A 23,115-nucleotide genomic window follows, 5' to 3' on the forward strand; every position below is an offset into this window, starting at 1 on the left:
TTAGATCACAAAGGTTAATGATTCCGGTAATGAAGAATTATCCTTTATTTTTATTTCACTTTTATGGTAGACCAGAGAGTTGGCAGGAACATCCTGTGTAACCCAGACATTTCCTCCGATAATGCTTTCCCTGCCTATAGTGGTTTCGCCTCCCAGAATAGTAGCTCCCGAATAGATAATCACATCATCTTCAATATTGGGATGTCTTTTCTGATGGGCTTTTTCTTTGGAGACATTCAAGGCTCCGAGGGTTACTCCCTGATAGATTTTGACATTATTTCCGATAATCGTTGTTTCTCCGATCACAATTCCTGTTCCGTGATCAATGAAAAAAGACTTTCCGATGGTGGCTCCCGGATGAATATCAATTCCCGTTTTACTGTGGGCATATTCTGAGATGACCCTTGGTAAAATTTTCACTTCCTGACTCCAGAGCTGATGCGAGATACGATAGACATACGTGGCAAAAAAGCCGGGATATGCCAGGTATACTTCTTCCAGTGAGTCAGCAGCAGGATCAAATTCCAGAATGGATTTTGCATCCAGCACCAGCTGATCATAAATTTCTGGTAAAGCTTCAAAAAACCGATTAACCTGTTTTTCAGTAAGGGTTTTATCTCCTGTTACCGTATTGATAAGTTCTGAAAGTGTTTCCTGCAGTGCCTCAAAATTTCTTTTCAGCTCATCTTCAGTATTGTCATGCTGAGGAAGGAAAAGTGTTTCATACAAATCCTTCACCCACTTTTTAGTCTTTATTTTATCAAAGAATCCATGAATACTGTTTTGCTTAGTCTGATGAATTCTCTCTGTTAATTGATCGGAAATTGCCATTTTTTTCTATTGAATTATGCAGGCTGCTACCGTTGAATTGGACGTTTCATCCACCAGAATGGCAGAGCCCGTTGTTTTATTATTGGTAAAGCTGTCATAGACCAAAGGCTGTGCCGTTCGCAGGGTAACTTTTACAATTTCATTCAGTTTGATCTCTCCATCGGCTTGTTCCCTTATAAGAGTATTCACATTGATCTTGTAATCAACCTCTTTTACTACTGCTTTTATCAGTCTGCTGTTTTGCTGCAAAAGGTATTTGTTTCCTGGCTGCAACGGTTTCTGATCCAACCAGCATAAAAGGATTTCAAGATCTTTTTCAACGGTGGGAACATGTTCTTCCGTGGCAAAAATATCTCCACGGCTGATATCAACATCATGAGCAAGATGAATAACGGCTGGCTGGCCTTCAAAGGCTTCTTCTTTTTCAATGCCATTGATCTCAATTTTGGTGATTTCAGTGGTCAGGTCCGCCGGAAGAATGTGAATTTTATCTCCTTTGGTGAATTTTCCACTTAATATTTGTCCGGCATATCCTCTATAATCATGCAGTTCTTCGGTTTGAGGACGAATCACGTACTGAACCTGAAAACGGCTTCCGTTATTTTTTTCTTCATTGATCGTTACTTCTTCAAGATATTCCAGTAAAGAATTTCCTTCATACCAGTCTGTTCTGGAAGATTTTGAAACAATATTATCTCCTTTTAATGCAGAGATCGGGAAATAACTTACATCATTCAGTCCAAGATTTTCTGCAATTTTTGCATATTCTGATTTTATATTTTCAAAAACTTCTGCCGAATAATCTACCATATCCATTTTATTGATGGCTACAGCTACTTTCTTTAATTGTAATAAAGAAGCGATGATAGAATGTCTTCTGGTTTGTTCAATCACTCCTTTTCTTGCATCAATCAGAATAACCATCAGATCTGAGTTGGATGCTCCGGTGATCATATTCCGGGTATATTGTACATGACCGGGAGCATCGGCGATGATAAATTTTCTTTTTGCTGTTGAAAAATAGCGGTAGGCAACATCAATGGTGATTCCCTGTTCTCTTTCTGCACGGAGGCCATCTGTTAAAAGCGCTAGGTCTACCCCGTCTTCATTTTTGTTTTTAGAATGTTTTTCAAGGACTTCCAATTGGTCCTGTAAAATGCTTTTGCTATCGTAAAGCAGTCTGCCGATAAGGGTGCTTTTACCATCATCCACGCTTCCTGCTGTTATAAATCTTAATATATCCATCCGATTGTAATTATAAATGATAAGTGATAAATTATGAATGATAATTGATGAAAATACTTTGTGTAATCATTAATCAATTATCTTTTATCATTGACTAAAAATAGCCTCCTTTTTTTCTGTCCTCCATAGCGGCTTCTGTTACCCTGTCATCAATTCTGGTTTCGCCACGCTCTGAGATTCTTGTGGCTACAATTTCTTCGATAACAGCATCTATCGTTACAGCATTAGATTCTACAGCTGCAGTACAGGTCATATCTCCTACGGTACGGTAACGGATTTTTCTGGTGGTAATAATATCTTCCGGTTCCAGTACAACATGGGAAGAATTGGCCAGCCACTGTCCGTTGAAGTCGATTACTTCTCTTTCATGCGAAAAATAGATGGAAGGAAGTGCAATTTTTTCTCTTCGGATATAATTCCAGATGTCAAGCTCTGTCCAGTTGCTGATAGGGAAAACCCTTACATTTTCTCCTTTGTGAATCTTTCCGTTAAAGATATTCCAAAGTTCAGGACGCTGAAGTTTAGGATCCCACTGCCCAAATTCATCACGAACGGAGAAGATCCTTTCTTTGGCCCGGGCTTTTTCCTCATCTCTTCTGGCTCCTCCTATGCAGGCATCGAATTCAAATTCTTCAATAGTATCAAGAAGAGTGTAGGTTTGCAGCCAGTTTCTGCTCGGGAATTTACCTTTAGCCTCAGTCAGTTTTTTACTTTTTATCGTGTCTTCCACTTTCCTAACGACCAGATTCACATCTAGCTGTTCCACCAGCTGATCACGGAAATCCAAAACCTCCTGAAAGTTGTGTCCCGTATCTACATGAACAAATGTAAACGGAATTTTTCCGTGGAAGAAGGCCTTTCTTGCCAGATGCGCCAGTACGATACTGTCTTTTCCTCCACTGAATAACAACGCCGGACGTTCAAACTGGCCTGCGACTTCTCTTAATATATAAATAGATTCGGCTTCTAACTGATCTAAATAATTTAAATGATGTATTGACATTTTTTTCTTTTTTTATTGATGAATATGCAGACCGCATTCTTTTTTGTTGGCATCTTCCCACCACCAACGGCCTGCTCTGAAATCTTCTCCTTCTTTGATCGCTCTGGTACAGGGCTCGCATCCTATGCTCACAAATCCTTTTTTATGAAGGTGATTGTAAGGTAAATGATGATCTTTTACATACGTTGTCACCTGTTCTGTCGTCCAGTGAAGGATGGGATGAAATTTTATGATTCTGTTATCAGTATCCCACTCCAGCTGAGGCATATTCTGTCTGTTGGGAGAATGTTCGGATCTCAGACCTGTAATCCATACTTCATAGCCTTCCAGTGCTTTTCTTAAAGGATGAACCTTTCGGATGGTACAGCATGCTTTCCTTTTTTCAACAGATTGATAGAAGGAATCAGGGCCGTTTTCTGTTACAAATTCTCTGAGCTCTTCCGTATCCGGATAATAAGCTTTGATGTTCTTTTTAAAGAAAGCCTTGGTGGAAGTCCAGGTTTCATAAGTCTGTTCAAAAAGTCTTCCCGTATCCAGGGTGAATATTTCAATATTTAAATCTTTAATCAGATGAGTGATGACCTGATCCTCGTAACTGAAACTGGTTGAAAAGATCACTTTACCCGGGAATCTTTCAGTCAGTATTTGCAGTGCATTAGTTTGAAAAGAAGCTTCATCAGCCTCTTTCACAAGATTTTCGAATTCATTTTTCAGACTGTTTTCCATTTTGAATTGAGATTTAAGTCTTGCAAATATATATAAAATTCTATAACTCCTATCAAAATAGTAGAATTTAAATAAAAAAAATTTTATTCTTTATTGATGAACTTGGTTAAGGTAGCTTCCATCATGCTTTTTCTGGTCTTTTCACGAACGATCATAAGTTCTTTCCTCAGATAGCATACTGCTTCGTCTACACAATCATCACATGCTTCGTAAAAATTTAAAGAAACGCATGGCGTAAGAGCGATCGGGCCGTCAAAGATTCGGTAAATGTCTGCTAATGAGACCTCATCGGGTGATTTTAAAAGATAATACCCGCCTACTTTGCCTTGCTTGCTGTTAACGAGTTTGGCTCTTTTTAGTTCGAGAAGAATCTGTTCCAGAAATTTCTTGGGAATGTTTTCGTCCTGTGCAATAACGGAAGTTGGCAGAAAGCCCTGGTTATAATTCCTTGCTAATCTGACCATTGCTTTAAGCGCATATTTGCAACGTTTCGACATCATAATTTCTGCAAGTTATGATAAATTATCTGATAAATGAAATGTTTTTATAGCTGAAAACTTTGTATTTTAACCACAAAAGCCACAAAAGATAAAAACACTTAAGTTGATTTTAAGTACAGATAAACTGCTGAGAAGTTCACTTAAGTTTAAAAATCGAAGATTTTTATAATACACAAACATCTGTGTAAATCCGTGAAATCTGTGGGAAAAGCTAACCACCCCGTCAAAAATTCTTTGAATTTTCACCACCTCTCCACAAGAGTGGAATTCTAAGCCCTCCGTCTGTAATATGAGCCACAAGTTTACTCTTTCTGTAAAACAAAATACGCCAGTTCCCTATCTTCTCGTGCAAGATTTTCAACTCTTTTAAAGCCGCTTTTCAAAAGTACTTTTTGGGACCCGATATTATCAAGATCCGTTACTGCTACGATATCTTTCTGATGATTTATTGATAAACAGTGGTCAACAAGCGCTTTACAAACTTCCGTTCCGAGGCCTTTTCCCCAATAATTTTCTCCTAAAGTATAGCCTATTTCCAGCTGATCTGGATTGTCGAGAAAGATTCTGGCCAGACACATTCCTACAAAATCATTGTTCTGGGGATGGAAAATTCCCCATCTGCTGAATGGTCCCTCTTCATAATCTGCCAATGCTCTGTCAAACATTTCCTTATATTCTTCCGGGGTTTTGTAGGGCAGATACCGGGTTACATTTTCATTTTCAAAAAGAGTGGAAAATAATGAAAATTCTTCAGGGGTAAATTCACGGATGATGATCCTGTCGTTTTTATAATGCATTGAATATTGTTATCAAAGAATAAAATTACATAAATAAATGAAGAACTGCTCATAAACAGGATAAAAAAAATTGGGCTTACAATGAAGCCCAATCAACTGCATATGGATACTAAACTATTTTTTAATGAATTTTTGGGAAGATTTCCCTAAAGAAGTTTCAATATCAATTAAGTAAGTTCCGCTCAGGAAGTGTTTAACCTCAACCTTATCACCAATAACTTTTGCATTCATTTTTCTTCCAAACATATCATAAACAGAAATTGATTTAATTTCCCCTTTTGTTTTAATATTCAATACATCAGAAACCGGATTTGGATAGATGGAAGTTTCTGAGTTGGTTGTATCAACGTCTGCAGTGGAGAATGATAATGCACAAGGTGTTGTAATACTGCCATTTGGTTGTGTATTATATGCAAACTCAGTGACAGAATAATTTGAACCATTGGCCCCAACGCTCACTTTGAAATAGCCGTTAATATCGTAACCTTCGAATTGGTTTCTAAAACCAACATAAGCGGTTTTACCAGACCAGGTAGTATAGGTAGGAGTATACACATCCAGTTGTCCGGGAGTCCAAGTTGGATACCCTATATTATTTGCATTCGTTATGGTGGTACAGGCTGGAATTAAACTAATATTTCTTGTTCCTGTTTGGCACACTAATCCTTTCCAATAAGTTTCCAATTTTAATTGATTGGCTCCATAGTACCAGGCGCCATACCCTGCATCATCACTAAGCTCCGGGTTAATGATAAAATATTTCCAGGTTGCCCCTGAGTTGGTGGTTACTGTTGTTTGTGTTGGGTTGGCATAACTTTCCAGAGGAGTTCCTGTAACTATTTTGTAAGGATCTTTATAAGAAAAAGTTAATGCCAAAGCTGTTGTTGATCCTAATGAAGTTACGCCTCCTGTTATAGCCGGATTCAGGAACGTAATTGATGAATTTAAGACCTGACTTTTAGAATGACTGGTTGCAGCACCATTGATGGTAAGTGTAGCTGTAGTAGGGCTTGTAACTACTATACTTGCAGTTAATCCTGCTGGTAATGAAGAAGTGAAATGTGTTCCCGAAGTAAGAGTTGTTCCATTGGGTACGGCAAATGTTGCTGTGTTCAGCGTAATCGTTGATATAGGTGCAGATGCTACTGTTCCATCTAATGACACAACTCCATTATTGTTTAAGTTCTCTGTAAATGTACTGTTGCTAAGGGCTAATCTTGGTGGATTATTGGCAACCCCGGTTGCAGCTAAGTTGGCAGGCTGCCATAAATTTATTCTCGAAGGATGGTTTAATGCTGCCAGCATTCTGTTCACCTGTCCATTGGTAAACATTTTATAACAGCCGGAAGAGCCGTTGTATCCCATATAGTTTTCAACGTTTACTTTTTGTCCAAGACAATTGTTTCCAGAGTTACATCCCAATCCGGAAGAAGCATTTTCTACAGGGGTGTCAGCAACTCCGTCACCATCATTATTAGGGTTCGAAGTTGAACACAGAACATTGAACGTGTGTTGAAGATTTAACCAATGCCCGAATTCGTGAGTAAATGTATCAGAAAACTCGTTTGAAGCCACTGTTCCTGCAGCATTAAATATATAACGACCATTATACACCACTCTGGCTGTATTTACTGAACTCATGTATGAATCCGGATACCATGCAACTCCTGATTGATATAAATCTTTATTAGCATACAGATCATTTTGGATATACACATTCATATACTTTGTATTATCCCATGCATCTGTGCCAATTTGTGCATCATATCCACCTCCGTTGCCATATCCACCTTTGAAAGGGTGAAATACCACTCCGCTTGTAGCTTTTCCGGTTGGATCAATTTTAGCTAACCGGAATTCAATGCTTAATGCTCCTCTGATAGATTGGAAATAAGGATCTACAGTATTTGAATCCGTGTTGATTCCATTGAAATTTAAGTTGATTTGTTGCAGTAAGTCAACTACTTTTTGGTAATTTACTTTTACATTGCTTTGAGATTCTCCATACACATGAAAAACCACAGGGATGATGTAAGTTGGATTGCTCATCCTACTATTATTCAATGAGTTTTTGTTTGATCCCATTTTTTTTACGAAATCTTTGGTATATTTCTCAAAGTTTTCATATTCTGCCTTAGATTCGGGATGCAGCTCAAAATGTTTTTTCATCATTTCATCTGCTTTACACTCACGAGGTCTGTTTTCCTGAGCAAAACCTATTGCTGGAAATAGGGAAACAAGTACTAGTAATTTAAATTTTTTCATAATTTTTTGGATTTGGTGGTTAATAAATTATTTAAATAATCAAATTGTTTTTGGCTTGATTTGTGTGTGTTATGTGGTGTTTTTTAACTAAATCTTTCAGGGTTGAATATTTTTATCTCAACCGTTGGCTTTTGGTCATGGGCAAGTTCTGAAACTGTTTTTCCAAAAATGGGTCCTAAGCTTAGTCCCATCATTCCGCCGCCACCTGCGATAATCAGGTTTTTGAGTTTGGAAGACTGTCCCAGATAAGGCAGCCCATCCGGAGCGCAGGGCCTGTAGCCGAACCAGATTTCAGATTCTTTGGGTTTCTCAATCTGAAAGTCAGGTAAATAGTTGGGAATAGACCTGGTGATTCCTTCTACCCTTTTCATATTAATTGTATCATTGTGGGAAGCCAGTTCCATCGTTCCGCCAAAACGGATGTGTCCGTTCATAGGAGTTACTGCAACTCTGGCCTCAATTAATAAGGCAGCATGCTGTAAAGTATTAAGAGGATTTTCCGGTTTGTGCATGAATGAATATCCTTTTCCGGGCATCAACTGAATTTTGATTCCTGCCTTCTGAGCCAGTTCAGGGAGAAATGAACCTCCCGTCATGATAAATTGGTCTGCAGTAAATTCTTTACCATTCGCTATGACCTTTTTAATATTGCTGCCGGAAGTTTCAAAGCCAGTTACCTGATGATGGGTATGAAAAACGACATCATTATTTTTAAGATAAGAGATCATTTGTTTCATCAGTTTCATGGGATTCATATGGCCGTCGCATTTATAATTGACTCCTCCGATAACGTCCAGTTGAACATTGGGTTCAAGTTCCTGAATTTCTTTTTTACCCAGAATATCAACGGGTAAACCCATACTGATTGCCTTGTGGGCAAGCTCTGTTTCTTCTTCTGCAACTTTCTCGGTTTTATAGAGCATTAAAATGCCATTCTGACTAAGCTCAAAATCAAATTCATCATTTTGCGCGATCTCATTATAAAGTTTGCTGCTTGCCAGGTTAAGATCCCTGATGGCTGCTGCAGAATAGTCAACATGTTTCTGGTTGGAATGTTTTAAAAATTTCAATCCCCAGGATATAAGTCTCGAATTGAGTGAAGGTTTTACATAAAACGGACTTTTACTGTCGAACATCCAGCGTATTCCCTGTGCTACAACTCCCGGAGCTGCCAATGGGGTAAAATGACTGGGTACAATCATGCCTGCATTGCCATAAGAACAATTGTTGCTAAGATCATTCTGCTCTAGAATCTCCACTTGCCATCCTTTCTGCAAAAGATAATACGCTGAGCTTAATCCTGCTATTCCTGCACCGATGATCAGTGCTTTTCCTTTATTCTGTGCCATATGCCTGTTACATTACCTGAAAACCCTGCCAGTAAGGATCTTCATCATCAATAATTATATGATTGTATCCGGTAATTCTTGCCCAGCCTTCTACTGACGGAATAATGGCTGGTCTCCCATCTAAAGTAGTAGTCTCTTCAATTCTCCCGATAAATCGGGAACCGATATAGCTTTCATGAATGAATTCTTCACCTTCCTTCAGTTTTCCTTTAGCATACCATTGCGCCATTCTTGCCGAAGTTCCCGTACCACATGGCGAACGGTCTAAAGCATTTTCACCCACCAATACTGCATTTCTTCCGCTGGCTTCAGGATCTGTGGGTTTACCCGTCCACTGAATGTGGCTTAATCCTTTAATGTGTTCAATTTCAGGATGGATGAACTGATACTTTTCATTGAGCAATTTTCTGATAAGTTTTCCATAATGAATGAGCTGGCTGGCCGTAAAATCAGAAATATCTCTGAAATTTTCCTGAGGATCTATAATCGCATAAAAATTTCCACCATAAGCAACATCGGCTCTTATTAATCCCAGATCCGGACATTCAACTTCCAGGTTTTCAGCATACAGGAAAGACTTTACATTCGTCAGTTTTACAGATTTTACTTTTTTTCCTTCCTGTACATAATCGATGAGGATAAGTCCTGCAGGTGTTTCAAGACGTAATTTTCCCGGGATTTTGGGAACAACAAGTCCTTCTTCAATAGCTATGGTAACCGTTCCGATGGTTCCGTGCCCGCACATGGGAAGACATCCGCTGGTTTCAATATATAAAACTCCGATATCGTTATTTTCATCTACAGGAGGATACAGAATACTTCCGCTCATCATATCATGACCACGGGGTTCAAACATCAATCCCTTTCTGATCCAGTCGTATTCTTCCATAAAGTGCAGCCGGCGTTCCATCATGGAATTTCCTTTTAAAATTGGGGCACCTCCTGCAACAAGACGTACAGGACATCCACAGGTGTGTGAATCTATACAAAAAAATGTTCTGTTCATGTGGTCTGTAATTTTAATGATCCTGAATTCACTGTTCCATCCACCATTCTGCTAATCTGTAATGGATTTTCATTCTTCAACTCATCCGGTAAGAATTCATCCGGCCAGTTCTGAAAGCAAACCGGACGGACAAATCGTTTCACGGCATCCGGTCCTACGGAGGTAAAACGGGAATCGGTAGTAGAAGGAAACGGGCCTCCATGCTGCATGCTGTACACCACTTCTACTCCTGTAGGCATTCCATTGAATAATAATCTTCCGCATTTATCTTTCAAAATAGTAATCAATGTACTGTTATCACGAACATCTTCATGGGTAGCTGCGATGGTAATGGTTAACTGTCCTTTTAGCTGGCGGGCAATTTGCATGAGATCTTCATCTGTTTCACATGCTACGACAATACCAAATGGACCAAAGACTTCTTCACTTAATACCGGATTATTCAAGAAATTTCCGGCACTGGTTTTTATCACTGTTGCGTTGCCCGAAGAACTTTCTGTTTCTGCTGATACAATGATTTCAACATCAGGCTGTTCTAATGCAATGCTTTTATTTTTTTCGAAATTGTCTAATATTCCTTTGTGAAGCATTTTAGCGGGAGCCACTTTTTGAATTTCTTCTTTTAATGTATTGATGAAACGGTTAAACGATTCTCCTTTCAATGCAATAAATACTCCCGGATTGGTACAAAATTGTCCTACACCCAGCGTTAAAGAAGTGATATATTCCTTTGCCAATGCTTCAGCTCTGGTTTCAAGCAGGTTTTGAAAGGCAAATACCGGATTGATACTTCCCATTTCTGCAAATACCGGAATAGGATTTTCACGGCGGCTGGCAATATCAAACAATGCTTTTCCGCCATTAAATGAACCTGTGAACGCAATAGCCCGGATATCCGGATGCTGGGTCAGATAAGCTCCGATCTCATAAGATGTTCCGGTAATATGGCTGAAAATTCCTTCAGGCCATCCGAAAGCTTTAACAACAGCGCTTATCGCATCCGCCATTATCTGTGAAGTCTGTGGGTGTGCCGGATGTGCTTTTATAATGACAGGACAGCCTGCACCGATAGCACTGGCAGTATCGCCTCCTGCAGTAGAAAATGCAAAAGGAAAATTACTGGCTCCGAAAATAACAACAGGGCCTATGCCTACGTTGTATTTCCGGAGATCTCCTTTTTGTTTTTCAGGCTGGGCAAGATCAATTCTGGCCTCCGTATAGATCCCGGCAGCAACAGCTTTTGCATAGCTTCTCCATTGTCCTGCTGTTCTTGCCTTTTCTCCGGTAAGTCTGGCTAATGGCAATGAAGTTTCAGCATGAGTAACTGTTAAAAGTTCTTCTCCCAAAGCTTCAATCTGATCCGCTACAGCATTCATAAATTCAGCCCGTTCATTGATGGTGGTGTTTTTCAGAAACCGGAAGGCTTCAACCGCCATCTGAATTCTTTTGTCTATATTTTGTGTTGATGTTTCTTCCATCATAGCTGTATTTCTGGAATTAATAATACCGGACGATTCACTCTGCCTTCTTCAATAATTTTTTGAATTCTTTCAGCTTCTTCTCCTTGAAGTTCAAGACGTGGAGCTCTCACATAAGGATTGCTTATCCCTTCCGCTGTTGCAGCAAGCTTGATATACTGGATAAGTTTAGGATGAATGTCAAGCTCAAGCAATGGCATAAACCATCTGTAGATGGCAACAGCTTTGTCGTATTCGCCTGTTTTAACATAGTTGTACATAGCCATGGTTTCATTAGGAAAGGCATCTACAAGACCTGCCACAAGGCCATCTGCTCCAAGCATCAGCGTTTCCAGACAAATTGTATCTACGCCTCCAAGAATTTTGATTCTTTTCCCAAAACGGTTGATCATTCTGGTTACATTCGCAAGATCTCTTGTTGATTCTTTGACAGCCTGAATAGTGGGATATTCAATAAGCTCCTCAAACATGTCAAGGGTGACATAAATTCCGTAATCTACAGGATTATTATAGATAAGGATCGGAAGATCTGTAGCCGTGGCCACTGCTTTGAAATATTCTACCACCTCGCGGCTGTCGGCTTTATAACGCATTGGAGGAAGTAACATTAATCCATCAGCTCCCAATTCTTTTGCTTTTTGGGCAAAATGAACCGCATTTTTGGTAGTATTTTCAGAAAGATTAAGAATGACAGGAATTCTACCCTGCGTTATTTTTCTTGCGTATTTCAGCAGTTCAAATTTTTCTTCCGTTTCCAACGCACTGGCTTCCCCTAATGTTCCTGCAAGGATAATTCCGTGAACTCCTGCTTTAATCTGGGCTTCTGTATTGACAGCAAACATTTCAAAGTCTATCTCACCCTCTTTTGTAAAAGGCGTTAATACAGCTGGATAAATACCTTCCCAGTTTAGTTTTGTACTCATATTAAATAATATTTATTCAAAACTAGGTGAATTTTAAAACGGAAAATGTTAATATTTTAATGTATTCTAACCGTATTTTAACATGTTGTTTTTTATTGCTGTATGGTAGCCTCTTTGTAGTGTTTCAGATATTCTTTAGGGGAATATTTCATAATGGATTTGAAAACCCTGTTAAAATTGGTAAGACTATTGAACCCACTATTGAAAGCCACAGAAGAAATACTGTACATGCTGCTGGCTGTTAAAAGTCTGCAGGCCCGCTGTACACGAAGCTCATTGAGATATTCAATATAAGTAATGCGGGTACGTTTTTTAAAAGAACGGCAAAAAGCCTGAGGAGTCATACAGGCTTCTTTGGCAATCAGATCAAGGGTAAGCTTATGTTGGGTGAAATTTTTCTTGATAAAAGTCTGGGCATCAATAATTCTTTTGTCTGTATCGGAAATATGATCAGGCAGTTTCTTTTCCGGAGATAAGGGAATATGCAGATGTCTGTTTTGCATAAGATGGTTTAAAATTCTTATAAAATCTATGATCTGATCTACACCTTTTGTTTTTTGTAAAGCCGCAATATTTTCTCCGATACTTTTTGTAAGCCTGGAAGCCACCTGGAATCCTACCTCTGAATGACTGATAAAGTTTTTAAGTTCTTCAAATTCCGGTAAGTCGAAAAATGCAGCGATCTTTTTATGAGGATCAAAAAAAATAGAGATGGAATGAACCTTCTGTTTTTCATTTTTTTCAAAATTACCTCTGAAAACATGGGATTGATTGGCTCCGAGATAGAAAATATCGCCCGCCTCAAAATTAAAGAGATTCTGTTCTATGGCCAGTGTTCCATGTCCTTTAAGGATCCACATGATCTGGGTTTCGGTGTGGCGGTGGAAATAAGGATAGAAATTAGGCATTATATCTTCCTGAATACGTATACTTTTGTTGGTATCGGCAGGAACAGAAAATTGCAAACTCTTCATCATAATATGAATGCTTTACCGGTTATTAGATTAGCAAGGTTAAAATATTGCTGAAGATAAGCAAAATATGAACATTAAATATCGTATTAAAGTCCAAATTTTACATATTCTTATTTTTAATGAATAAAGTACTATAATACTACAAAATCGTAACTTTAAAGTTTTAAAATAAAAACTATTCATAATATGTTTTCAGCACAAACTTATCAAAAAAGAAGAGCAATATTACAGAAAAATGTATCCAATGGAATCTTATTATTTCTGGGAAATATAGAGAATCCTGTGAACTTTGAGCATAACCCTTATTATTTCCGCCAGGACAGTACTTATTTATATTACTTCGGGATTCAGGAACCCCGCATTGCAGCTATTACCGATATTGATGAAAATAAAACTATCATTTTCGGCGATGAGCTAAGTATAGATGAAATTGTATGGATGGGAAGGCAGGAAACCCTTAAGGAAAAAAGTCTGAAATCCGGTGTTCAGGAAACGTTACCTTACGCAGAACTTGCCCAATATATTGTAAAAGCACAGGCTTCTGGTAGAAAAGTGCACTACCTTCCTCCTTATCAGTCTTCCAATAAAATTTTGCTGGGAGATCTTCTTGGAATTAAAATTAAGGAATTGCAGCCTTCTGTCGAAATGATCAAAGCTATTGTGAAACAGCGTTCTATTAAAGATTCTCAGGAAATTGTACAGATAGAACAGGCTGTAAATGTATCCAATGAAATGCATTTGCTGGCCATGCGTCTTGCGAAACCGGGAATGAAAGAATATGAAATTGCCAATGCTATCCAATATCTTGCCGCCAACAAAGAATGCCAGATGTCTTATCCTCCCATTGTAACGATCAACGGAGGTATTCTGCATAATCATTATCGTCTCAATACAATGAAAGAAGGCGATCTTTTCCTGAACGATTCCGGAGCAGAAACTTCAATGGGATATGCAGGTGATCTTACCAGAACCTTTCCTGTAGGCAAAACGTTTACAACAAAGCAGAAGGAAATGTACGAAGTGGTTCTGAATGCTTTTAATCAAGCCCAGAAGCTTTTGAAACCGGGAGTAAGGTTTAAAGATATCCACCTGAAAGCAGCACAACATCTGGTAGAAGGACTTGTCGATCTTGGACTGATGAAGGGAAATCCCGAAGATGCTGTAAAAAACCACGCTCATACCCTGTTTTTTCAGTGCGGACTGGGACACATGATGGGACTTGACGTACATGATATGGAAGACCTCGGGGAACAATATATTGGCTATACTGAAGAAGAACCAAAAGATACCAAAACATTCGGATTGAAATCTTTACGTTTAGGAAAAGCTTTGGAATCCGGTTTTGTAGTGACAGTTGAGCCGGGTATTTATATGATTCCGGAGCTGATTGACATGTGGCAGGCTGAAAATAAAAACGCAGACTTTATTAATTATGATAAAGTAAATGAATACCGTAATTTCGGTGGAATCCGTGTAGAAGATGATTTCCTGATTACGGATGACAGTTACAGACTTCTGGGGAACGGATTGATCAAATCCGTTGAAGACATTGAAAATTACAGAGCTGAACATCTGGCTTAATTCAAATTATATTTATGAAGAACATAAAAAAACTAACAGCTATTGCATTGTATTTCCTGTGTTTGTCACCATTGGCGGCACAGAAGACACAATGGACTCCCGATGGCAATGCTTATTATTCATTTACTAAAAAAGGGGTTGAAATTGTTGATCTATTGCATCCCGGAAAAGATCAGACGCTTTTAAACAGTAGTGAACTGATTCCTGCCGGAAGTTCCAATGCTCTGCAGGTACAGAGTTTTCAGGTGTCTCCTGATGGAAAAAGCCTGTTGCTATTTGCCGATACCAAAAAAGTATGGAGGGATAATACCCGTGGAGATTACTGGATTTTCGACAAAAACACAAAAAAACTGATCCAGCTTGGAAAAGGTTTGCCGGCTTCATCGTTAATGTTTGCAAAATATTCACCTGACGGAAAAAAGGTAGCATATGTTTCTAAGCATAATATCTATATTGAGGATCTTTCAAATAATCAGATCAGTAAAATTACGAATGATGGTACCGACAGAATGATCAATGGTACTTTTGACTGGGCATATGAAGAAGAATTCGGAACGCAGGATGGTTTCAGATGGTCTCCGGACGGCGGGAAAATCGCCTACTGGAAAATGGATGCCCGAAGTACCAAGAATTTCCTGATGATCAATAATACGGACAGCCTGTATTCGTTTACCGTTCCTGTAGAATATCCGAAAGTTGGAGAAAATCCTTCAGGATGCAGCATCTGGTTTTATGATCTGGCTTCCCAATCAACAAAGAAAGCTGATATAGCAGGTGATGAAGTACAAAACTATATTCCCAGAATGGAATGGGTGCTGGATTCCAGATCGGTCATTCTTCAGCAGCTGAACAGAAAACAGAATCAAAGTAAAATTATTGTTGCTGATGCGGATTCCGGAAGCAGTAAGACCATTCATACAGAAACAGATGCAGCATGGATTGACATAAAATCCCGATGGAATGATAATGATCCAAGCGGCTGGGACTGGATTGAAAATGGGAAAGAATTTTTATGGCTGTCTGAAAAAGACGGATGGAGACATATTTATAAAATAGATATGAGCGGTAAAGAAACATTGATCACAAAAGATGCTTTCGATGTTATCAAACCTGAGTTTTTTGATGTTCCCAATAAACTGATCTACTTTTTGGCTTCTCCAGATAACGCCACTCAGAAATATCTTTATAAAGTAAGTATGAAAGGTGGAAAAGCTCAAAAAGTAACGCCTGAAGCTTTTAAAGGTTCTAACCAATATACGATCTCACCCAATGGGAAAATCGCTATGTTTACCAATAACAGTGTGAATTCCATTTCCATGGGATCTGTCATATCGCTTCCCGACCATAAAGAACTGGTTGCAGCCAAAAGATCTGCAAAAGTCGACCCGGCAAGATCTAAAGCAGAATTCTTCCAGGTTACAACACAGGATGGTGTTACAATGGACGGCTGGGTAGTAAAACCTAAAAATTTTGATCCCCATAAAAAATATCCTGTTGTTTTTACAGTGTATGGAGAACCGGGATCACAAACCGTTACCGATAATTTCTACACAGGCTGGAATTATTTATATACAGGTGATATGGCAGAAGACGGCTATTTTTACGTGTCCCTTGAAAACCGCGGAACTCCTTCTCCAAAAGGACGGGAATGGAGAAAATCTATTTACCGGAAAATAGGACAGCTCAATATCCGTGATCAGGCAATGGGAGCTAAAGCCTTATTCGCAAAATGGCCTTATATCGATACTTCAAGAGTTGCCGTGTGGGGCTGGAGCGGCGGAGGTTCTTCTACCCTGAACCTTTTAGGACAATATCCTGATATTTACCAGACAGGAATTGCAATTGCACCCGTTGCCAATCAGTTATTCTATGATAATATCTACCAGGAACGATATATGGGTCTCCCACAGGAAAACAGAGAAGATTTTGTCAACGGTTCTCCGCTGGCCTATGCTAAAAACTTAAAAGGAAATCTTCTGCTGGTTCACGGAACGGGAGATGATAATGTACACTACCAGAATACGGAAGTATATATTAATGAACTGGTAAAATATAACAAACAGTTTCAGCTGATGTCTTATCCTAACCGTACCCATTCTATTAATGAAGGAGAAGGAACATCTCTGCATCTGGCTACTATGTTTACAAAATACCTGAAAGAACACTGCCCTCCGGGAGCAAGATAAAATTGAAAGTCTCACATGGATGTGGGACTTTTTTATTTCAACACACTTGGACCAATAAAAATTCCCCGGATTACTCCAGGGAAAATAAGTGTCAAAACCTATAATTTTTTATAGTGGTGTGAAATGATGTACCTGGAAAACAACAATGGATGTGCCAAATTACTCACTGTTTTATGAAATCTGGCTTTTTGTGGTACCTTTTTAATTTCACCTTCATATTCTTCTGTTTTTACAGGATTATCATTAAATTTGAATGAATAATTTCTAAAGTCATTCATGAAACTACCTCTCTCCTACTATTCCAATCAGGACGTTCTTTTTCTGGCCCGGGATCTTTTGGGAAAAGTACTTTTTACAGAGTTCAATGGTGAAAAAACAGCAGGAATCATTGTAGAAACAGAAGCTTATTTTGGCGTGATAGATAAAGCTTCCCATGCCTATGGCGGCAGACGGACAGACCGTACTGAAACGCTCTACAGCCATGGCGGAGTTTCTTATGTTTATCTATGCTATGGAATTCACCATCTTTTTAATGTAGTAACATCCGTGGAAGATGAGCCTCATGCAGTACTCATCAGAGCTGTTGAACCTCTGGTAGGAAAAGAAATTATGGAGCATAGAAGAAATATGCCTGCCTCTAAACCTGCTATTTCTGCAGGTCCCGGATCAGCTGCCAAAGCGTTAGGTATTGACCGGTCCTTTAATAAAAAAGAGCTCACCGGCCATGAAATCTGGATTGAAGATCACGGTATTTCTTATCCTCCGGATGACATTATTGCAGGTCCCCGGATAGGTGTTGCCTATGCACAGGAAGACGCGCTTTTACCCTGGCGCTTTTTTGTGAAAGGAAATAAATATGTGAGCAAGCCTAATAAGTAGAAGGATTCTGCCAGTATTTTAAGATTATTATCAGCATTACTGATTGTCGTGGGGATCGTTGGACTTAAATTATTTTAAAAATTGGCTTAAGACATGAGTCATAAGCCAAAACATTATTCAACATTCGAATAATAAACCAACCACATTTTATTGTATTATTGCTTTTCGCCTTCAAAATAAAAAGCTACCTCATTTTCGGATGCTTTCTGAGTGCTGATCTGAAGTGATTTTGATGAAATCATGTAGTTAAAACTACCCTGGCTGTCATTGCCCGAAACACTTACTCCAGCAGAATTGGTAACATTGAAGGTTTTAGAGGTTGCTGCTGAATACGCTTCACCTGATTTAGGCTGTACTTTAACATAGGAATCACCTGTCTTTGAAACATTAACTATTGCATTGTAATAATCTTGCCCCTGGATTTTCATGGTACCCTTGAATACTCCTGTTGCTACTTCAATGCCATGTGAGCCGGGAGCCGGATCATCATCATCACTGTTTTTACAGCTGAAGAAAATACTTCCTAAAGCCAACATTAAAAAGAATCTGCTCCTTAGTTTTGAAATTCCGATTACTTTCATAATTCAAATATTTATTATTTACAGTTTCAAAGATGTACAAATGAATATGAACCGGAAAAAAATAGCTATAAATGGGCAATTTTTATCTACCAACTGTTTTTTGAAATAATATAAAAAGCCTGCATTATACAGGCTTAAGGATACAAAATAATCGATATGAAAAAGGAAGATATTAAGGATTTTGTTCATTTAATGGCTATCCCAAAATACTTTGGTGGTAAGCCTATCTCCTCCAATTGCCGTGGCAGCTTTGGCATAATTGGATCCATTAGTCGTTGCTTCTAAGGTGGGATACTGCAGCCTTACCGGAACTTTCCCTTCTGCATTGGTAATAGCTGTAGGTGGTGCCTGTAGCGCTGGATAATCCAAACGACGGTAAAAGTTCCAGGAAACCACCGGATGATTGTACATGGCTACCCAGGCCTGTTCTCCGATAGATTTCTTCCAGTTGGAAGCGTTATAAGGATTGTTTGTTAGATATGTTTGAGCATCCTGATCAGAAAACCCCCATTCACGGAACGAAATCCTAACTGCATTTTTATATAAAGTTTCCGGACTGCCTCCTATCCCAAACCTGGCTGCTGCTTCAGCAAGATAAAAAGCCACTTCCGTATGCGTCATCAGATTTCCTGGAGTTATAGGAGTATAAGCAAAAATTCCTGGTGCTGAAAATGCAGAAAACTCCCCCGCCAAACCTATGACCTGTCCTATATATTCTCCGTCTACATCCTGAAAATATTTTGTTATCCTTGGATCTGAGGTCATATTCATAAAATCAATAAAGGGTTTTCCTCCAAAAAAGTCATCCCTTCCGCTGTTCACAAGGTTTTCATACAATGGACTGAAATTGGGAGTCTCCGCCAGATACCGGAAAAGACCATTTTGAGATTCATCTGTAATAATACCTCCTGTAATTGCTGTATTTACTGTAGACTGTGCCAACGTTGGATTGATATCTGAAAGCGCAATTCCCAGTTTTAAAAGCAGTGAATTTCCAAACTTTTTCCATTTTCCAATATCACCGTTGTAAAGAATATCACCCGATCCGAAGGTTCCAGCTCCTTCCTCCAAATTATTAAGATCTGTTTTCAGTCTGCTGATCAAACTTTCATAAATCTGTCTGTCATCGTCATAAGCCGGAAGAGGAAATTGATGATGATTGAGTGCCTGACTGTACGGAATATCCCCAAAAGTATCTGCTAATGTCTGAAATGTATATACCGATAGAATATCTATAACAGCCAGCTGGTTTTTCTTCTTTGCGGGCCATGTATTCAGCTCTGATGGTCCAGGTTGGTATTGTTCCACAAGTTCTTTTGCTTTGTTCAGATTGTTGAGGACATTCACATAATTATCTCCCCATATATTGTTGGAAACATTTCTTGCCGTAAAGTTATAGTTACTTTCGTTCACATATGTGGTCTCCTGCCAGTACTGCATGATAAGACGGAAATTATTTTCATTAACACTTGGAGTCGTCATATAATCGCTCAATTCCTTTTCTGCATAGGTAAGAAGAGGTTCCGGGGACATGTTATAAGCTACATGAGGATCGAGATTGACATCTTCGGAAGTACATCCTGCCAGGAATAAAGCCAGAAATGAACTTAATATAATTGTATTTTTCATTGTTATTGTTTTTAAAAATTAACTTTCACATTGAAGGCAAAATTTCTGGTAGCCGGCATAACTCCGGACTGATACCCTTGGATACTTCCCGATGAAATCCCTGCTTCAGGATCTGAATAAGGAAGGTTTTTATGAATGATCCAAAGGTTACTTCCTGTAAATCCCACAGTAAGATTCTGAATGCCGGTGTTTCTTAGAAAATTGGTATTAAAAGTATAAGAAACAGATAATTGACGGAGTTTTATAAAGCTTGCATCATACACAAAAGCAGCAACAGGAGGATCAGTTCCCAATGTCTGGCTGGACATAGACTTGTCAAGTCTGACCGTATTTGGAATATAAATTCCCGGATTATTTGGATCCTGCATCACTCCGGGTAAAATAACACCACCTCCGTTATCCAGTGTATTTCTGATAGGGTTTCCAAGGTCATTTAGTCCGACAGAATCAGGATAAAGTCCGGTTCCATATCCATAATACTGGTCTAATGAGAATATTTTTCCTCCTTTTCTCCAGTCAATCTGAAAACTTAGATTAAAATTTTTATAGGTAAAAGAATTGGTTAGTCCAGCGATAAAATCAGGTTGAAAACTTCCAAGATTGTGATCAGAATCATCAGTATGAAGATAGGCTCCGTTTTTCCCTACAATTTTATTCCCATTCGGATCATAGACAAAATCTGCACCCCAGATGCTTCCATATTCTTTATTGAGAGGTGCATTGATACTGATACCTCCCTGTAATGTACCGATGGTTATATTTTCAATACCTTCCCTGAGTGCAGTTACTTTGGTTTTAGGATTGGACCAGTTGAGCATTACATCCCAGTTGAAATTATTGAATTTTAGCGGTGTGATATTTAAAGACAATTCAATTCCTTTTGTGGTTAACTCTCCCGTATTTTGAATTTTTGCTGCTGAACCCGTTGCTAAAGATACAGGAAGCGGAAGAATCTGGTTAAATGCAATATTCCTGAACCAGGAAAGATCAAATCCCAATCTGTTTTTGAAAAACTGCATATTGGTTCCTATTTCAAAATTCTTCAGTTTTTGAGGCATAAGGTCGGCATTTCTTAAAGTTGTATTATAAGAGTAAACCGGGTTGTTAGCAAAAGAAGCCTGTGGAATAAACCGGTTTATTAATTGATCTGCGCCAGTGTCCGAGCCAACTTCCGCATAGGCAGCCCTAAACTTTCCGAAACTTAGCCATTCTTTTTTTAGCAAACTGGAAAATACCATACTTGCTGAAACGGAAGGATAATAATATGCTTCTTTCCCTTTGGGCAACGCTGTAGATTGGTCTCTTCTGAAAGTTCCTTCCAGATAATAGGTATTTTTATATCCTACAGAAGCCTGAATAAAAGCTCCGTAAATATATTTTGAAGTATCTGTAATCAAAGGCTTTGCCGGGGTTGCCGCGGAATTGGAAATGGTATAAAGTCCTGGAATATAAAGTCCGCCGGATGTTGTCTGTGCATTGGAATAGCTGGTTTGTACATTAATATTTCCACCCAAAAGAACCTGAAGATTGAGGTTTTCGACAATGTTCTTTTTATACGTAGCTATGAGATCATAATTGGTTTCTGTAAAGCGCAGATTGGTCACTGCATATCCGGAAGGCTGTTCTATTGGATTGAAACTGAAAAAAGCAGGAATAGAACCGGCAGCTCTTCTTTCTTCAGTAATCATATTGTATCCGTCCGTACCTACTCTAGCCAGTATATTCACCTCTTTGGAAAGATCATAGCTCATACTGAAATTTCCTGCAAAGCGTTCTCTCTTATCATTCTGGTAATTCTTATATCTCGTAAAATAAGGATTATCCCAATAAGCGGGTGACAGGTTCACAGGATTTTTCATATTCCAGGTATAATTCTTATTAAAAGTATCAAAGAGATATTTCTGATATTGAATATCTACATTTGTTGCCCACCATTGTCGGAAATTTCCCATAATATTGTCACCATACCCTGTGGAATTTCTTCCTTTGGTACTTTGTACAATATAATTGGCAAAAATGCTAGCTGTAAGATTATCTGTAATTTTATAAGAAGCATTTCCCCCCAAATTATTTTTGACCAGATAAGAATTCGGCATAATATCCGTTGCACTGGTGTTGGTATAGCTTAGTCTGAAGGAAGCCCGGTCATTAGCCCCGCTGAATGCGATATTATTGGTTCGGTTAGTAGCTTTATCAAAAAAGGTAATAGGACCGTTTTTAGCCATTACCCATGGAGTCTGTCTTCCAAAATTATGAGAGTCAGGAATAAACGCATCATATTGCCATACTGAAAGATTAGGGTCATAAGGAACTCCGTAAGAAGCATCATTCCAGAAATAAACCAGTGAGCCGTTTTGATAAGGGATTAAAGTATTTCCCAGGTATCCCTGTCCATACTGGGTCTGGTATTCAGGAAATGTGGATTTATCAGTGGAAGAAACAGACAAGCTCCCACTATACTCGAGGCCAATCCCCTGTTTGTTCTTTTTACCTTTTTTGGTAGTGATGATAATGGCGCCGTTTTGAGCTCTTGAACCATATAAAGCAGCGGCAGCGGCACCCTTGAGTACATTCACTGTCTCAATATCATTGGGGTTGATATCTGAAACAGGGCTGCCATAATCATACCCGTTGAATCCATTTTGTTGAGCAAGAGAATTAATATTTCTGTTGATGATCGGAACACCATCTACTACAAAAAGTGCCTGATTGTCCCCCAGGATAGATTTGTATCCCCGGGACACTGCATCCACGGAGCCACCAAAATTAGTTGATTGTCTGATCTCAAGCCCGGCCACTTTTCCAGATAAATTGTTCATAAAATTGGTTGTGGGATTTCTGGTGAGGTCCTCTCCTTTTACTTCCTGTGTAGAATATCCCAGCGATCTTTTTTCTCTTTTTATGCCTAAAGCAGTTACCACGATACCTTCTATATTTTTAGTGGTAAGTGTGTCCTGCTTTCCCTGGCTGAAATAGGTTTCGCTTCCTATGAAAAAAGCGACTCCCACACTTAAAAGCTTTAACTTGTATTTCATAATTATTAATTTTTTTAACGTATTGTTAATCAAAATTCAACAATTGGTGAAGAATACAGTGAAAGGAATATATCAACGGCAGGCTAAGATCTACTAAAATTCTAAGTAATAAAGGATTAACTATCTA

At 38.8% G+C, this 23,115-nt stretch carries 18 protein-coding genes; 3 read left to right on the forward strand and 15 right to left on the reverse strand.

The features are described from left to right. The 12 genes from epsC to AC59HC_RS12615 form a co-directional block, all read right to left on the reverse strand. Entirely contained in the window at positions 1–831 is an 831-nt protein-coding gene (gene epsC, locus AC59HC_RS12560) for a serine O-acetyltransferase EpsC (protein WP_496558703.1), read from the reverse strand. Between the two features lie 6 nt (positions 832–837). Continuing rightward, a complete protein-coding gene (locus AC59HC_RS12565; protein WP_496558704.1) occupies positions 838–2,076 on the reverse strand; it encodes a sulfate adenylyltransferase subunit 1 in 1,239 nt (412 codons plus the stop codon). A gap of 94 nt (positions 2,077–2,170) precedes the next feature. Then, positions 2,171–3,079: a sulfate adenylyltransferase subunit CysD gene (gene cysD, locus AC59HC_RS12570; RefSeq protein WP_496558705.1), complete on the reverse strand. Its 909-nt coding sequence runs from the start codon at positions 3,077–3,079 to the stop codon at positions 2,171–2,173. Between the two features lie 12 nt (positions 3,080–3,091). Beyond that, positions 3,092–3,805: a phosphoadenylyl-sulfate reductase gene (locus AC59HC_RS12575; RefSeq protein ID WP_496558706.1), complete on the reverse strand. Its 714-nt coding sequence runs from the start codon at positions 3,803–3,805 to the stop codon at positions 3,092–3,094. A gap of 83 nt (positions 3,806–3,888) precedes the next feature. Then, a complete protein-coding gene (locus tag AC59HC_RS12580) occupies positions 3,889–4,305 on the reverse strand; it encodes an RrF2 family transcriptional regulator (RefSeq protein WP_062669451.1) in 417 nt (138 codons plus the stop codon). A 302-nt stretch (positions 4,306–4,607) separates the two neighbouring features. Further along, entirely contained in the window at positions 4,608–5,102 is a 495-nt protein-coding gene (locus tag AC59HC_RS12585; protein ID WP_202840378.1) for a GNAT family N-acetyltransferase, read from the reverse strand. A 114-nt stretch (positions 5,103–5,216) separates the two neighbouring features. Further along, entirely contained in the window at positions 5,217–7,367 is a 2,151-nt protein-coding gene (locus tag AC59HC_RS12590; RefSeq protein WP_496558707.1) for a zinc-dependent metalloprotease, read from the reverse strand. An 83-nt stretch (positions 7,368–7,450) separates the two neighbouring features. Then, positions 7,451–8,716 (reverse strand): NAD(P)/FAD-dependent oxidoreductase, encoded by a 1,266-nt coding sequence (locus tag AC59HC_RS12595; RefSeq protein WP_395973649.1) that lies wholly within the window; start codon positions 8,714–8,716, stop codon positions 7,451–7,453. 7 nt (positions 8,717–8,723) lie between these two features. After that, the gene (locus AC59HC_RS12600) at positions 8,724–9,722 is read right to left on the reverse strand and encodes a 4-hydroxyproline epimerase (protein ID WP_395973647.1); all 999 of its coding nucleotides are present in this window, start codon (positions 9,720–9,722) and stop codon (positions 8,724–8,726) included. Further along, positions 9,719–11,203, reverse strand: a complete 1,485-nt coding sequence (locus tag AC59HC_RS12605; RefSeq protein ID WP_496558708.1) for an aldehyde dehydrogenase (NADP(+)) — start codon at positions 11,201–11,203, stop codon at positions 9,719–9,721. Before AC59HC_RS12605 ends, AC59HC_RS12600 begins: the two co-directional genes overlap by 4 nt. Continuing rightward, positions 11,200–12,123 (reverse strand): dihydrodipicolinate synthase family protein, encoded by a 924-nt coding sequence (locus tag AC59HC_RS12610; protein ID WP_202840368.1) that lies wholly within the window; start codon positions 12,121–12,123, stop codon positions 11,200–11,202. The genes AC59HC_RS12605 and AC59HC_RS12610 overlap by 4 nt, the downstream gene beginning before the upstream one ends. A 92-nt stretch (positions 12,124–12,215) precedes the next feature. Then, positions 12,216–13,100, reverse strand: a complete 885-nt coding sequence (locus tag AC59HC_RS12615; protein ID WP_228406565.1) for a helix-turn-helix domain-containing protein — start codon at positions 13,098–13,100, stop codon at positions 12,216–12,218. 183 nt (positions 13,101–13,283) lie between these two features. Here AC59HC_RS12615 and AC59HC_RS12620 point away from each other — a divergent pair, with 183 nt between their 5' ends. From AC59HC_RS12620 to AC59HC_RS12630, 3 genes are all read left to right on the forward strand, one after another. Continuing rightward, the gene (locus tag AC59HC_RS12620; protein WP_496558709.1) at positions 13,284–14,678 is read left to right on the forward strand and encodes an aminopeptidase P family protein; all 1,395 of its coding nucleotides are present in this window, start codon (positions 13,284–13,286) and stop codon (positions 14,676–14,678) included. A 14-nt stretch (positions 14,679–14,692) separates the two neighbouring features. After that, positions 14,693–16,864: a S9 family peptidase gene (locus tag AC59HC_RS12625; RefSeq protein ID WP_496558710.1), complete on the forward strand. Its 2,172-nt coding sequence runs from the start codon at positions 14,693–14,695 to the stop codon at positions 16,862–16,864. A 276-nt stretch (positions 16,865–17,140) separates the two neighbouring features. Beyond that, a complete protein-coding gene (locus AC59HC_RS12630; protein WP_202840362.1) occupies positions 17,141–17,743 on the forward strand; it encodes a DNA-3-methyladenine glycosylase in 603 nt (200 codons plus the stop codon). Positions 17,744–17,898: 155 nt separating this feature from the next. Here the strand turns inward: AC59HC_RS12630 and AC59HC_RS12635 are convergent, their stop codons facing one another. The 3 genes from AC59HC_RS12635 to AC59HC_RS12645 form a co-directional block, all read right to left on the reverse strand. Next, entirely contained in the window at positions 17,899–18,324 is a 426-nt protein-coding gene (locus tag AC59HC_RS12635) for a hypothetical protein (RefSeq protein WP_202840360.1), read from the reverse strand. A 189-nt stretch (positions 18,325–18,513) separates the two neighbouring features. Further along, positions 18,514–19,953 (reverse strand): SusD/RagB family nutrient-binding outer membrane lipoprotein, encoded by a 1,440-nt coding sequence (locus AC59HC_RS12640; protein WP_343638357.1) that lies wholly within the window; start codon positions 19,951–19,953, stop codon positions 18,514–18,516. Positions 19,954–19,964: 11 nt separating this feature from the next. Continuing rightward, positions 19,965–22,988 (reverse strand): SusC/RagA family TonB-linked outer membrane protein, encoded by a 3,024-nt coding sequence (locus tag AC59HC_RS12645; protein WP_496558711.1) that lies wholly within the window; start codon positions 22,986–22,988, stop codon positions 19,965–19,967. Positions 22,989–23,115: the final 127 nt, after the last annotated feature.

This window comes from Chryseobacterium sp. DZ-32 (assembly GCF_059587025.1).

Coding starts and splice junctions, on each gene's coding strand:
- epsC (WP_496558703.1), bottom strand. CDS start 831: ATGGCAATTTCCGATCAATTAACAGAGAGAATTCATCAGACTAAGCAA.
- AC59HC_RS12565 (WP_496558704.1), bottom strand. CDS start 2,076: ATGGATATATTAAGATTTATAACAGCAGGAAGCGTGGATGATGGTAAA.
- cysD (WP_496558705.1), bottom strand. CDS start 3,079: ATGTCAATACATCATTTAAATTATTTAGATCAGTTAGAAGCCGAATCT.
- AC59HC_RS12575 (WP_496558706.1), bottom strand. CDS start 3,805: ATGGAAAACAGTCTGAAAAATGAATTCGAAAATCTTGTGAAAGAGGCT.
- AC59HC_RS12580 (WP_062669451.1), bottom strand. CDS start 4,305: ATGATGTCGAAACGTTGCAAATATGCGCTTAAAGCAATGGTCAGATTA.
- AC59HC_RS12585 (WP_202840378.1), bottom strand. CDS start 5,102: ATGCATTATAAAAACGACAGGATCATCATCCGTGAATTTACCCCTGAA.
- AC59HC_RS12590 (WP_496558707.1), bottom strand. CDS start 7,367: ATGAAAAAATTTAAATTACTAGTACTTGTTTCCCTATTTCCAGCAATA.
- AC59HC_RS12595 (WP_395973649.1), bottom strand. CDS start 8,716: ATGGCACAGAATAAAGGAAAAGCACTGATCATCGGTGCAGGAATAGCA.
- AC59HC_RS12600 (WP_395973647.1), bottom strand. CDS start 9,722: ATGAACAGAACATTTTTTTGTATAGATTCACACACCTGTGGATGTCCT.
- AC59HC_RS12605 (WP_496558708.1), bottom strand. CDS start 11,203: ATGATGGAAGAAACATCAACACAAAATATAGACAAAAGAATTCAGATG.
- AC59HC_RS12610 (WP_202840368.1), bottom strand. CDS start 12,123: ATGAGTACAAAACTAAACTGGGAAGGTATTTATCCAGCTGTATTAACG.
- AC59HC_RS12615 (WP_228406565.1), bottom strand. CDS start 13,100: ATGATGAAGAGTTTGCAATTTTCTGTTCCTGCCGATACCAACAAAAGT.
- AC59HC_RS12620 (WP_496558709.1), top strand. CDS start 13,284: ATGTTTTCAGCACAAACTTATCAAAAAAGAAGAGCAATATTACAGAAA.
- AC59HC_RS12625 (WP_496558710.1), top strand. CDS start 14,693: ATGAAGAACATAAAAAAACTAACAGCTATTGCATTGTATTTCCTGTGT.
- AC59HC_RS12630 (WP_202840362.1), top strand. CDS start 17,141: ATGAAACTACCTCTCTCCTACTATTCCAATCAGGACGTTCTTTTTCTG.
- AC59HC_RS12635 (WP_202840360.1), bottom strand. CDS start 18,324: ATGAAAGTAATCGGAATTTCAAAACTAAGGAGCAGATTCTTTTTAATG.
- AC59HC_RS12640 (WP_343638357.1), bottom strand. CDS start 19,953: ATGAAAAATACAATTATATTAAGTTCATTTCTGGCTTTATTCCTGGCA.
- AC59HC_RS12645 (WP_496558711.1), bottom strand. CDS start 22,988: ATGAAATACAAGTTAAAGCTTTTAAGTGTGGGAGTCGCTTTTTTCATA.